Below are 12698 nucleotides of genomic sequence, written 5' to 3'. Positions count from 1 at the left end.
GTGATCCGCGTCCTGCTCGTCGACGACGACGCGATCGTACGGGCCGGGCTGCGCCTGATGCTGGGTGGCGCCCCGGACATCGAGATCGTCGCGGAGGCCGCCGACGGGTCCGAGGTGCCCGCCCTGGTCGCCGCGCACGGTCCCGACCTGGTGCTGATGGACATCCGGATGCCGGGCGTCGACGGGCTGGCCGCCACCGAGAGGCTCCGGGCCGGGCCCGGCGCCCCGGAGGTGCTGGTCCTGACCACCTTCCACACCGACGCGCACGTGCTGCGGGCACTGCGCGCCGGCGCGGCCGGGTTCCTCCTCAAGGACACCCCACCGCAGGACATCGTGACGGCCATCCGGACGGTGTCCGCCGGAGATCCGGTGCTCTCCCCCGCCGTCACCCGCCGGCTCATCGAGCAGGTGGCGGACGGCTCGGGGCAGGGCGACCGGGCCGCCGCCGCCCGTGCCCGGCTGGCGCTGCTGGCCGAACGGGAGCGACAGGTGGCCCTCGCGGTCGGACGCGGCCGCTCCAACGCCGAGATCGCGCGGGAGCTGCATCTGGCGCTGCCGACGGTGAAGACGCACGTGTCGCGGATCCTGACCCGGCTGGATCTCAACAACCGGGTCCAGATCGCCCTGCTGGTCCACGACGCGGGCGCGTCGGAACACCTGTGAGACCGCCGCCGGTCAGAGCCTGGATCGACTCGCCGACCAGCAGCGCCACACACTCCGCGTGGTGGATCATCGGGACCACATCGAATTCACGTCGCCCCGGCTCACCCGAAGGGTGAAACCCCGCCTCGGCCGCGTTCGTTCGCCTGGGCCGATTCTCCGTCCAACAGTTCGCCCTCGCATGAACACAATGCCCGCACCGAAGGCCGGTCGACCTGCACGGCTCCGGCGAATCACCGAAAGGCCGGCTCCGATGTCCCGCATGCGATGAGAACGGATTGCGTGGCAGGACGTCGGTTCAATGGTCGCCACACCCAAAGGACGCACGGCTCGTTCACCGCGTTAAATGAATTCCCACGCCATCTCGGTATTCATTTCTTCTGGCGACCGAAACGGTCCGGCCACACTCTTTCAACACGCCGGAAACATGATCACAAAGTGTGATCGAACAGCGACCCGGCGCGAGATCACAGCCATTGACGCTCTTTGTCGCCCCCTAAAAAATAAATTATTCACCTGGCGTACATCAAATGGCATTTTTGTCACGGTTGTGTGTGGGTTCAAGAGAAATGGAGAGGCTGCGGAAGGAGGTCGTCTCCGCCCGTCCACCGCCGGCGGGGCCGCGGTCGTCGATGCGCCTCGCCCCGCATCCGCGACCAACGTGACCGGAAGCGGAGCCTCACACGCCCTGCGCCGGGCGCGGGCCCTGACCGCCCAGTATCCCGGCAAGCATCTTTGATCGACCCACCCGCTCGGCGAGCCGCCGGCGGATGAACAGGTGGAGGGACCGTGCCCGCATCCCGCGGCAGGATGTTCACCCGACCAAGAGGAAGAGGCAGGGTCCTGACGACCCTGCTGGTCACCCTGTCACTGCTGCTCCAGGTGGGCTTCCAGCCCACCGCGAAGGCCGCGACCACGGTGTCGATGGAATTCGACCTCCCCCAGGGGGCCGAGCGTACCGAGATCGACGAGTGGATCGACACAATAAACGACCGCGACGGCCTGCTCAGCGACGCCATCAAAGAGGAATGGCTGAACAACAGGGGGGCCTTGCCGGTTACGACACTGGACGGCTGGGTCGACTTCGACGGAACCATCGCGGTGAGGGGTTCCAAACTCGCGTTCACGCTGGAGAGTGACATCGCGCTCAGCGAGGTGTCCCCGTGGGGGGCCCTCGGCATCGCCATCGCCGGTGTGGCGGTCTACTTCTCCATCCTCATTACCTGCACGTTGTTCTTCCTTCCCGAATCGGGTCCGCTGGCGCCTCTCGCCAGCGCGGCATGCTCAGGGATAGCGACGTTCTTTTCGGTTTTCGCCAGAGGGGCACTCACGATCGCCTTCGAGGACAACCCCGATCCGGACGCCTGGTGGAACCTCCTCATCAACTCTTTCGTCCTGGGCGCGGCCGCGGCTGTATGGGAGGGCTACTTCGCGCCCGGCCTCAACGCCTCCGGAGCGCAGTGGTTCTCGAACATGGCGCGAAATGTGCGGGATGCCGGCAGCAAGGTAAAGTCCTGGTGGTGGGCGGGCAATATCGGCCTGACCATGGAAAACGTGGGCGGAACCATTCAACACAACGTCCCCCGGTACATGGATGCGATCGAGCTCGCCGCCGCGCGGCGCGGCGCGGCCCCCGGGCTCCTGCGGGTGATGCCGCTGGGCGACTCCATCACCCACGGCGTCGGTGGGACCCCTGGCGGCGTCGGCTATCGAGGCCGCCTGTGGGACCTGTTACAGGACGACGCGAACGCAATCGACTTCGTCGGCTCCGTGGACTCCGGGCACGGCAACATCCCCGACACCGACCACGAAGGCCATCCCAGCTGGCGGATCAGCCGGCTCGACAGCCTCGCGTCCGAGTGCGTGATCGCCCGTTACCGGCCCAACGTCGTCGTGTTGCACATCGGGACCAACGACCTGGCGAACGACGAGGAGCCCGAAACGGCCCACATCCGCCTCAGCAGGATGGTCGACAGGATCACGGACATCGCGCCGCTCACCACGGTCCTCGTCTCCAGCCTCGTACCGGCGAAGGACGAGTGGGACAACACGCTGATCGCGAGGTACAACGCCAGGCTGCCGAACATCGTCAACCTCCTCCGCGCCGAGGGCAAACGCGTCCGTCTGGTCAACAACGGCGCTCTCGGGGTCACCACGGCCGACCTGGCCGACTCGCTGCACCCCAACAACGACGGCTACCGCAAGATGGCCAACGCCTACCACAACGCGATCAAATCCGCGATGAACGAGGGCCTGATCATGCCCGCGCTCCCCGGCGACAACCGGCCGTGCACCCCGGCACCGGCCAACCCGCCGCCACCGCCCCCCACGGGCCCCGCTCCCGCGGGCTGGAACTACGTCGGCAAGATCGCCTCGGTTCCCGACGCGAGCCGTGCGCAGGTCCGCTTCGCCGACCTGAACGGCGACGGCCGCGACGACTACCTCCTGGTCGGCGAGCAGGGCCAGGTCAAGGCCTGGCTCAACAACCGCGCCGGTCAGGGCGGCGGCTGGAACTACATCGGCGAGATCGCCACCGGAGCGGCCCCCCGGCAGCAGGTGCGATTCGCGGACGTGAACGGCGACGGCCGCGACGACTACCTCTCGGTCGGCGACCGGGGCCAGGTCTCGATGTGGCGCAACGCCGGCACCGGTAACGCCGTCAGCTGGGTGGCTCAGGGCATGGTCGCCACGGATGTCGGCGCGACGCGTGACCAGGTGCGGTTCGCCGACGTCGACGTCGACGGCCGCGATGACTACCTGGTGGTCGACGACCAGGGCCGGGTGCGCGCCTGGCTGAACCAGTTCACCGGCGGCGGCGTGGCGTGGTCGTACCAGGGCGAGATCGCCTCGGGCGTCGGCGCCACCCGTGACCAGGTACGATTCCACGACTTCGACGGTGACGGCCGCGATGACTACCTGGTGTTCGACGACACGGGCTATACCAAGGCCTGGCTGAACAACGTCGGCGGTAACCGGCCGTGGATCTACCAGGGCGCCGTCGTCGGTGGCGTGGGCGCCTCCCGCGACGATGTGGTCATTGCGGACATCGACGGGAACGGCCGCGACGACTACCTGACCGTCAACGCCGCAGGCGAGGTCGCGGCCTGGCTGAACGAACGCTGGGGCCGTGCCGACCCGTGGGACTACCAGGGCCAGATCGCCTCCACCGACGCGCCCCGCCAGGAGGTCAGGTTCGCCGACCTGAACGGCGACGGCCGCGACGACTACCTTCTGGTGAAGGACAACGGCAGGGTGGAGGCCTGGCTGAACGTCCGGGAGGCCGATCGCGTCGGCTGGAACTTCCGCGGCGTGGTCGCATCCGGATCGGGTCCGCGCGACCACATCCGCTTCGCCGACCTGAACGGCGACAACCGCGACGACTACCTCGTGGTCGGCGACCAGGGCCAGGTCGATGCCTGGTTCAACAGCGGCACCGGTGATGCCGTCGCCTGGACGAGCAAGGGCCGGCTCGCCTCGGGCTCGGCCCCCCGCGACCAGATCAGGTTCGCCGACATCGACGGCGACAACCGAGACGACTACCTCGTGGTCGACGACCAGGGCAGGGTCCGGCTCTGGCGCAACACCGGCACCCGCGATGCCGTCTCCTGGGTCAGTCAGGGCGAGGCCGCCTCCGGCGTCGGCGCGACCGGTCCCACGGTGACCTTCGCCGACGTCAACGGCGACCGCCGTGACGACTACCTGGTCCTCGGCGACCACGGCCAGATCCGCGCGTGGATCAACAACCGGGGCGGATCCGGGTCGGCCTGGCTGTCGGCCGGCGAGGTCGCCTCCGGCGTCGGCGTGGCCCGCGCGAACATCGGCCTGGCCGAGATCAACGGTGATCGCCGGGCCGACTACCTCGTCCACGACAGCCGGGGCGGAGTGAAGGCCTGGTTCAACAACGGCGCCGGCATGACCGGCATGACCAGCCCCATGCCGAACGACCCCCAACCGCCGCCGCCGGGGGGCCTGCCGCTCTGCGTGGCCAACCGATGCTGATGATCTGAGACGCCCTGATCGATCAGAGCGGAACCGAAACTCCCATCACGGGCTTCGCCGGAGACCGTTCCGGCGAAGCCCTGCGACCGCCGGCGGTATGGCCTGGCGCATCGCCGCGGGGCAGAGCCTAGATCGACTCGCTGACCAGCAGCGCCACACACTCCACGTGATGCGTCATCGGGAAGGCGTCGAAGGCCCGCAGGTCGGCGAGGCGGTAGCCTCGTTCGGCGAACCAGGCCAGGTCGCGGGCGAGGGTGGCCGGGTCGCAGGAGACGTACACGATCCGGGTCGCCTGGAGGGTGGTCACGTTCTCGACGACGTCGCGGCCCAGGCCCGCCCTGGGCGGGTCGACGACGACCAGGTCCGCGCGCTCGATGCCGAAGCGGTCGAGGGCGTTCTCCACGCGTCCCCTGGCGAAACGGGCCTGGGGCAGGTCGCGGAGGTTTCGTTCCGCGTCGCGGACCGCCACGGACTCGGACTCGACGCCGAACACGGCTCCCTCGGGACCGACCGCCTCGGCCAGCCCCGCGGCGAACAGGCCGACGCCGCAGTAGAGGTCGAGGGCCCACTCGCCGGGGCGCGGGGCGGCGAACTCCATGACGGCGTCGAGGAGGGTGGCCGCGGCACCGGGGTGCACCTGCCAGAAACCGCTGCCGGTGACCTGGAAGTCTCGGCCGGCGACCCGCTCGACGAGATGGTTGCGGCCGTGGACGACGCGGCTGCGGCCCTTGCCCTCGTCGACGAAGACGGCCACGCTCGTGTCGAGGTCGGGGATCGCCACCGTGCGCCTGGGCTTGGGGGCGACCACGACCGCCTGGTCACCGGCGCTGGAGGCGATGACCTCCACCGATGAGGCGTTGCGCCAGTTCATCACCTCGGCGCCGACGTTCTCCACCTCGGGGTGGGCGATCAGGCAGGCGTCCACCGGCTCGATGTCGTGGGAGCGGTGGCGGCGCAGGCCCAGGCTCCCGTCCCGCTCGACGGCGAACTGGACGCGGGTGCGCCAGCCGAGCCCGTCGGGGGCTCCGGGGACCTCCTCGACGATGCCCTTCCAGTCGATCGAGGCCAGCCGCTTGAGCTGCTCGGCCACCACATCGGCCTTCAGCCGGCGCTGGGCGTCGAGGGAGGCGTGCTGCCAGTCGCAGCCGCCACAGCGGCCGGGGCCCGCGAACGGGCACGGCGGGGTCACCCGGTCGGTGGAGGGCTCCAGGATCTCGACCGCGTCGGCCCGCAGGAACCGGGAGGTCTCCTCGGTGATCTCGGCGACGACGCGCTCGCCGGGCAGCGCGTGCCGCACGAAGACGACCCGTCCGTCATGGCGGGCGACGCACCAGCCACCGTGCGCAACCGGTCCCACCGTCAGTTCGATCGCCATGGCCGTCGCCCCCAAGAGTAAATCGTCGTCGGTCGAGCCTCCTCGCGTCAGGAGCACCTACGAAAGGTTATGCCTTGACGTCCTCGTCTCGCGCCGCCTCCTGGGGTGGACGGCGTACGGCGCCCGGCGCGAGGGGCTCGGGGCGGCCCTTGAGCCGGTCGGAGGAGTGCAGCTGCCAGGGCACGCTGATCACCATCACGCCTGGCTGGAACAGCAGGCGGCCCTTCAGGCGCAGCGCGCTCTGGTTGTGCAGGAGGTGCTCCCACCAGTGGCCGACGACGTATTCGGGAATGTAGACGCTCACCACGTCCCGGGGGGAACGGCGGCGCAGCGACTTGACGTACTCCAGGATCGGCCTGGTGATCTCGCGGTAGGGCGAGTCGAGCATCTTCAGCGGCACCGGGATGCCGCGCCGCTCCCACTCCTCCTGCAGCGCCCTGGCCTCCGGTCCCTCCACGCCCACGGTGATCGCCTCCAGGGTGGAGGGACGGGTGGCGCGGGCGTAGGCGAGAGCACGCAGGGTCGGCTTGTGGATCTTGGAGACCAGGACGATGACGTGGTTGCGCGCGGGCAGCATCGTCTCGTCCACCTGGGAGTCCTCGGCGACGGCGAGTTCGGCCGCCACGTTCTCGTAGTGGCGGTGGATGCCCTTCATCATCAGGAAGAGCACCGGCATGGCCACGCAGACGATCCAGGCCCCGTGGGTGAACTTGGTGACCAGCACCACCACCAGCACCAGGCCGGTCATCACGCCGCCGAAGAAGTTGATCGTCCGCGAGCGGTGCATCTGGTGGCGGACCCTGGGGTCGGTCTCGGTTCTCAGATGCCTGCTCCAGTGCCTGACCATGCCGATCTGGCTCAGCGTGAACGACACGAAGACGCCCACGATGTAGAGGTTGAGCAGGCGGCTGACGTCGGCGTCGAAGCCCCACAGCAGCAGGCAGGCCCCGGCGGCGAGGATCACGATGCCGTTGGAGAAGGCGAGCCGGTCGCCCCTGGTGTGCAGCTGGCGGGGCAGGTAGCGGTCCTGGGCCAGGATCGAGCCGAGCACCGGAAAACCGTTGAAGGCGGTGTTGGCGGCGAGGAACAGGATCAGCGCGGTGACGGCGGCGATGAAGAAGAAGGGGAGTGAGCCGTTCCCGAAGACCGCGTCCGCCACCTGGGCGATGATCGGCTGCTGGTAGTAGTCGGGCCCGGCGGGCCTGCCGTCGATGAGGATGTCGCGGTAGGCGACGGCGGGGTCGGCGACCTTGACGCCCGAGGCGAGCGCGAGGGTGATGATGCCGACGAACATCGTCACCGAGATCAGGCCCATCATCAGCAGGGTGTTCGCGGCGTTCCTGCTCTTGGGCTTGCGGAAGGCGGGCACGCCGTTACTGATCGCCTCGACGCCGGTGAGGGCGGCACAGCCGGAGGAGAACGCGCGCAGGATCAGGAAGGCCGCCGCGAAGGAGGTGAGGTTCGTCTGCTCGGCGATGATCTCGTACCCGGAGGTGGGCGCGTGCAGCTCGTCACCGAGGATCAGCACCCGGAATCCGCCCCACGCGATCAGGCCGAGGACCGCGAACATGAAGGTGTAGGTGGGGATCGCGAAGGCCGCGCCCGACTCGCGGATACCGCGCAGGTTGACCACGGTCAGCAGCACGACGATGACGATCGCGACCAGCGTCTTGTGCTCGGCGACGTACGGGATGGTGGCGCCCACGTAGTCGACGCCGTTGGCGACCGAGACCGCGACGGTGAGCACGTAGTCGACCATCAGGGCGCTGGCGACGGTGAGACCGGCGTTCGGGCCGAGGTTGACGGTGGCGACCTCGTAGTCGCCACCCCCGCTGGGGTAGGCGTGCACGTTCTGCCGGTACGACGCCACGACGGTGAGCATCACCACGACGACGGCGACGGCCACCCAGGGGCTGAAGTGGTAGAAGGAGAGTCCCGCGAGGGAGAGGATGACCAGGATCTCCTGCGGGGCGTACGCGACGGAGGAGAGGGCGTCACTCGCGAAAACGGGTAGCGCGATGCGCTTGGGGAGCAGTTGCTCGTGTAGCTGCGTGCTGCGCAGCGCCCGCCCGATGAAAAGGCGTTTGACAAGGTCCGTCACCTTCGACACGTCTGCAGATGCTAGCCGTTATTACTCGGCCCCACTCACGCGGCACTCCCGGGGCGGTCCATACTGGCTGAATACATCGGGAACAAGATCCGCCTCACAGCGACCGGCGGGGGAGCATGCATATCGTGATCATGGGGTGTGGGCGGGTCGGTTCGACCCTGGCGCACATTCTTGAGGACAGCGGCCACTCGGTCGCGATCATCGACCATGACCCGCAGGCGTTCCGCCGCCTGCGGGCGGGGTTCAGGGGTCGCCGGGTGACCGGGGTCGGCTTCGACAGGGACGTCCTGGAGGAGGCGGGCATCGAGGCCGCGGCAGCCTACGTGGCGGTGAGCAGCGGAGACAACTCCAACATCATCTCCGCCAGGGTCGCCCGCGAGACGTTCGGCGTGGACAACGTCGTGGCCAGGATCTACGACTCCCGGCGCGCCGAGGTCTACCAGCGGCTGGGCATCCCCACCGTGGCCACGGTCCGCTGGACCGCCGACCAGATCCTGCGCCGCGTCCTGCCCGAGGGCGCCGAGCCGCTCTGGCGCGACCCCAGCGGGCGCGTGGTACTGGCGGAGGTGGCCTACCACCCCGGCTGGATCGGCACCCTGACGAGGGAGCTGGAGGCGGCGGCGGGCACCCGCCTGGCGTTCGTCAACCGGATCGGCGACACCCTGCTGCCCAGGAACGACTCGGTGGTGCAGGAGGGCGACATACTGCACGTCATGGCGGTCGAGGCCGACATGGACCGCATCAACAAGGTGTTGTCCGGAGCGCCGGAGAAGGAGCACTGATGCGCGTCACCATCGCCGGCGCGGGGGCGGTCGGCCGGTCGATCGCCGCCGAGCTCCTGGAGAACGGCCACGAGGTCCTGCTCGTCGACATCGACCCCAAGGCCATCAAGATCGATACCGTGCCGCGGGCGGAGTGGCTGCTCGCCGACGCCTGCGAGATCTCCTCGCTGGACGAGGCGGGCCTCGCCGACTGCCACGTGGTCATCGCCGCCAGCGGTGACGACAAGGTCAACCTGGTGGTGTCCCTGCTCGCCAAGACCGAGTACGGCGTGCCTCGCGTGGTCGCCAGGATCAACCACCCCAAGAACGAGTGGCTGTTCAACGAGTCGTGGGGCGTCGACGTGGCCGTCTCGACCCCGCGCCTGCTGAGCGCGCTGGTCGAGGAGGCGGTGAGCGTCGGCGACCTGGTGCGGCTGATGACCTTCCGCCAGGGCCAGGCCAACCTGGTCGAGCTCACCCTGCCCGAGGACGCGCCGGTCGTCGGCCAGCGCGCCGGCTCGGTTCCGTGGCCCAACGACACCGCCCTGGTCGCGATCCTGCGCGAGGGCCGGGTGCTGGTGCCCACCGCCGACGACCCGCTGGAGGCCGGCGACGAGCTGATGTTCGTGGCCAGCCAGGAGGTCGAGGAGGAGCTGGCCGAGCTCCTGTCCCCGCACCGCACGCCCCGCTGAACCCGCGCTCCCGCGCACCGGGCGAGCCGGTCCTCCCGCACCGCGTGCCGGGGGATCGGCGCCGGGAAGCCGTGTGTGACCTCCTGGGGACCGGACGGGTCGCCGCCCGGCGGACCGAGAAGCTCTTCGCGAAGGCGAAGGCGAAGGCCGGCGTGGCGGTCAGGAGGCCGCGGGCCGCACCGGGGTCCTGCCGCGGGCGAGGAGCCACACCATGGCCGCGAGCGCCGCGACCTGGAGCGGCCAGCCCATCGCGATCTTGAGGATGCCCAGCTGGGCGACCGCGTCGTCCCTGCCGATCAGATAGACGGGGAGCTGCACCGCCACCCGGATCACGCATGGGATCATCAGCAGCCAGGTGAGCCTGATGCACAACTTCACCACGGCCGGATCCGCGCGCCACGCGGTCGGGTCGCCGGTGACGGATCCGATGAGAAAGCCCACGACCGGCCACCGGGTGATGATCGACAGCAGCATGACCACGGAGTATCCGGCGTTGTAGAGGATGCCCGGCAGGAAGACGTCCTCCGCCTGGCCGGTACGGGAGGCGAAGAAGGCGCCGATGCCGATGCCGATCAAGCTGTTGATCACGAACTGCGGCGTCGAGCGTTGCACCAGCCGCACCACGAGCAGCAGCACCGCGGCCGAGATGCTCACGGTCAGTGACGGCCTCAGCTCCGAGGTGGTGATCCACATGACGGTGAAGGCGATGGTGGGCACGGCGGCCTCGATCACGCCTCGCACTCCGCCGAAGGCCTTGGCAAGCTGGCTGCGGATCGCGGCCTCGACCGTGTCGTGCGCGGCGGTCTCACCGGTGGTGGTCATCTTCTCGCTCACCGTCTTGGGATCGTCAATCACTCACGCACCGCCCGCTGGGCGCAGCTCGTATCTCGGATTGAACATGACTTTGCGGCCATCCTGCACGCTGACGAGCCCTTCCGCCAGCACCAGGCGCCCTGGCTCGATACCGGCGATCTTCCTGCGGCCCAGCCATATCAGGTCAATCACATCGGAACCATCGTAAAGCTCGGCCTCCAGTGCCGGAGCGCCTCCGCGAGGACGCAGCGTCACCGTCCGCAGGGTGCCGGTGACGCAGGAGCGACGGCGCATACCGCAGGAGACGATGGGCGTGGCACCGTGACGATCGAGGTCCTGCTGGAGCTCGTCGGCCTCCAGTTCGTCCTGACCGGCGGTCAACCGACGGAAGAATCCCCGCAGACCGCCCTGTTTGTGCGGCTCCTGAGAACCCACGGACCTCTCCTTCACACCCGAGTCGAACCAGCGTACGCGATCCGGCCCGTCAGCGAATCTCGGCGATCTCCGGCCCCCGCTCGAACGGCTTGAGATCGGGCACCTCTCCCCCGGCGGCCTGCTGCTCCGCGGCCTGCTTGGCCTCGGGCGGCAGCCGGAGCTCGATCGCCTCCTTGGGAGCCATGGGCTCGTCGCCGCGTACCACGACCATGTCCCTGACGACACCCTCCAGCGTCTCGGCGGCCCCGGCGTCGTCGGCGGCCTTACCGCTGATCACCGCGCGCAGGAACCAGCGCGGCCCGTCCACCCCGATGTAGCGGACCGGCTGCTCGCCGCCCTCCGCGGGGATCCTCGCGGCCAACTCGACACCGAACGGCCCCTCCCGCTCCTCGGCGGTGCCTCCCGCACCCTTGACCCCCTCGGCCAGCTCGGCCCTGACCTCGTCCCAGATCCCGCTGCGCTTGGGCGCCGCGAAGGCGTGCACCTGCAGGGCACTCCCCTCGAACAGCACCACGGCACCGACGATCTGGTCGCCGGCCAGGTTGAGCTGCACCTCGAAACCGGCGTCCACCGGCAGGCGCATGCCTCCGAGGTCGACCCGTTCGCGCTCGGGGTGGGGCTCGTCCGCGTCCCACGGCCCCGACTCCCGCGACGGTACCCGCTCGACCTCTTCCACCGCGGCCTTGGCGGCCGGGGACTTCTCACGACGGCTGCGTCCGAACACTTCTCTCACGCTCCTTGAAGATTCACTCGTCACCCGCCGGGCACGGCGGCGGTCGCTCTCCGGGGCCGGGAGGATGCCCCGCCCTCGGATCGCCGGCCGTTCCGTCCACCTCGCCGGGATCACTTCCTGTCAGTGGCCGGTGGACCCGAACCCGCCGGCGCCTCGCACCGAACCCGGCAGCCGGTCCACCTCGTGGAACGCCGCCTTCTCCACCTTCTGGATCACCAGCTGCGCGACCCGGTCTCCCCTGCGCAGCCGTACGACGCTCTTGGTGTCGGTGTTGATCAGTGTCACCTTGATCTCCCCCCGGTATCCCGCGTCGACGGTGCCGGGCGCGTTGACGAGCGTCACCCCATACCTGGAGGCCAGGCCCGAACGCGGGTGGACGAACGCGGCGTACCCGTCTGGCAGGGCGATCGCCAGCCCGGTGCCGACCACGGCTCGCTCTCCGGGGAGGAGCTCGACGTCCTCTGCGGCGTGCAGGTCGGCGCCCGCGTCGCCCGGATGGGCGTACGAAGGCGGCGGCAGGTCGGGATCGAGCCGGTGGATCAACACCTCGACGGTGTGGGTCACGGGTTCACCTCGTACTCGTGGTGCTCGTCGGCGATCTTCTGAATGTCACCGTGCTTGGCGAAATGCTCCATGCCCACCTCGACGAAGAGGGCCGCGGCCCGCACGGCGACCGGACCGTCCGGGGAACCGATCCGGCCCTCAGCCTCAAGGTACGCCTTCCTGCCGGACATGCCGTTGCACCAGGCGCGCAAATGCAGGGCGGTGCCCACCGGAACCGGCGCGAGATAGTCGGTCTCCAGCCGGGCGGTGACGTAGGGGCGCTGGAAGAGCCACACGGACATACCGATGACCTCGTCCATCGCCGCGGCGAGCACACCGCCGTGCGCCAGGCCCGGCGCGCCCTGGTGGGTCTCCTCCACGGTGAACTCGGCGACCACCGTGATCCCGTCTGGGGTGAGAGCGGTCAGGCGCAGGCCGTTCGGGTGGTCGGCACCGCAGCCGAAGCAGCGGCTGTAGTGGGGACCGAGCGGGGTGCCGGGAGCGGGGGCGCCGGGGTGCGGCGCCGGGCGGGTCGCGTCCGGCGGAGGGGTGGTCAGGGCGGAACGGGTCACGGGGC

11 protein-coding genes are annotated in these 12698 nt (G+C 69.5%); 4 read left to right on the top strand and 7 right to left on the bottom strand.

The window, feature by feature from the left end; all coding sequences use genetic code 11:
* Positions 1-663 (top strand): response regulator transcription factor, encoded by a 663-nt coding sequence (locus tag ABT352_RS21540; RefSeq protein ID WP_350946658.1) that lies wholly within the window; start codon positions 1-3, stop codon positions 661-663.
* A gap of 786 nt (positions 664-1449) precedes the next feature.
* On the top strand, positions 1450-4659 hold the full coding sequence (locus ABT352_RS21535; protein ID WP_350946657.1) for an FG-GAP-like repeat-containing protein: 3210 nt from the start codon (positions 1450-1452) through the stop codon (positions 4657-4659).
* A gap of 127 nt (positions 4660-4786) precedes the next feature.
* On the opposite strand, the gene ABT352_RS21530 is transcribed toward ABT352_RS21535, so the two are convergent.
* Positions 4787-6034 carry a class I SAM-dependent RNA methyltransferase gene (locus ABT352_RS21530; protein ID WP_350946656.1) on the bottom strand — a complete coding sequence of 416 codons (1248 nt, stop codon included), beginning with the start codon at positions 6032-6034 and terminating at the stop codon, positions 4787-4789.
* 67 nt (positions 6035-6101) lie between these two features.
* A complete protein-coding gene (locus tag ABT352_RS21525; protein ID WP_350946655.1) occupies positions 6102-8144 on the bottom strand; it encodes an APC family permease in 2043 nt (680 codons plus the stop codon).
* 116 nt (positions 8145-8260) lie between these two features.
* Here ABT352_RS21525 and ABT352_RS21520 point away from each other — a divergent pair, with 116 nt between their 5' ends.
* Both ABT352_RS21520 and ABT352_RS21515 read left to right on the top strand, forming a co-directional pair.
* Positions 8261-8926, top strand: coding sequence for a potassium channel family protein (locus ABT352_RS21520; RefSeq protein ID WP_350946654.1), 666 nt, complete (start codon positions 8261-8263; stop codon positions 8924-8926).
* Positions 8926-9597, top strand: a complete 672-nt coding sequence (locus tag ABT352_RS21515; RefSeq protein ID WP_350946653.1) for a potassium channel family protein — start codon at positions 8926-8928, stop codon at positions 9595-9597. The genes ABT352_RS21520 and ABT352_RS21515 overlap by 1 nt, the downstream gene beginning before the upstream one ends.
* Positions 9598-9756: 159 nt before the next feature.
* Here ABT352_RS21515 and ABT352_RS21510 read toward each other — a convergent pair whose 3' ends face one another.
* From ABT352_RS21510 to ABT352_RS21490, 5 genes are all read right to left on the bottom strand, one after another.
* Positions 9757-10419 (bottom strand): DUF3159 domain-containing protein, encoded by a 663-nt coding sequence (locus tag ABT352_RS21510; RefSeq protein ID WP_350946850.1) that lies wholly within the window; start codon positions 10417-10419, stop codon positions 9757-9759.
* A 33-nt stretch (positions 10420-10452) separates the two neighbouring features.
* Positions 10453-10845 carry an OB-fold nucleic acid binding domain-containing protein gene (locus ABT352_RS21505; RefSeq protein WP_350946652.1) on the bottom strand — a complete coding sequence of 131 codons (393 nt, stop codon included), beginning with the start codon at positions 10843-10845 and terminating at the stop codon, positions 10453-10455.
* Between the two features lie 49 nt (positions 10846-10894).
* A complete protein-coding gene (locus tag ABT352_RS21500) occupies positions 10895-11569 on the bottom strand; it encodes a DUF3710 domain-containing protein (RefSeq protein ID WP_350946651.1) in 675 nt (224 codons plus the stop codon).
* A gap of 129 nt (positions 11570-11698) precedes the next feature.
* Positions 11699-12142: a dUTP diphosphatase gene (dut, locus tag ABT352_RS21495; protein WP_350946650.1), complete on the bottom strand. Its 444-nt coding sequence runs from the start codon at positions 12140-12142 to the stop codon at positions 11699-11701.
* The gene (locus tag ABT352_RS21490; RefSeq protein ID WP_350946649.1) at positions 12139-12693 is read right to left on the bottom strand and encodes a PaaI family thioesterase; all 555 of its coding nucleotides are present in this window, start codon (positions 12691-12693) and stop codon (positions 12139-12141) included. The genes dut and ABT352_RS21490 overlap by 4 nt, the downstream gene beginning before the upstream one ends.
* Between the last annotated feature and the right edge of the window lie 5 nt (positions 12694-12698).

The organism is Streptosporangium sp. NPDC000563, assembly GCF_040299985.1.
In the GTDB taxonomy this organism is placed as follows: Bacteria; Actinomycetota; Actinomycetes; order Streptosporangiales; family Streptosporangiaceae; genus Streptosporangium.
Note: the sequence above shows the minus strand (reverse complement) of the source record. Positions and strands in the feature narration are given on the sequence as shown.

Coding starts and splice junctions, on each gene's coding strand:
- ABT352_RS21530 (WP_350946656.1), bottom strand. CDS start 6,034: ATGGCGATCGAACTGACGGTGGGACCGGTTGCGCACGGTGGCTGGTGC.
- ABT352_RS21520 (WP_350946654.1), top strand. CDS start 8,261: ATGCATATCGTGATCATGGGGTGTGGGCGGGTCGGTTCGACCCTGGCG.
- ABT352_RS21515 (WP_350946653.1), top strand. CDS start 8,926: ATGCGCGTCACCATCGCCGGCGCGGGGGCGGTCGGCCGGTCGATCGCC.
- ABT352_RS21510 (WP_350946850.1), bottom strand. CDS start 10,419: ATGACCACCACCGGTGAGACCGCCGCGCACGACACGGTCGAGGCCGCG.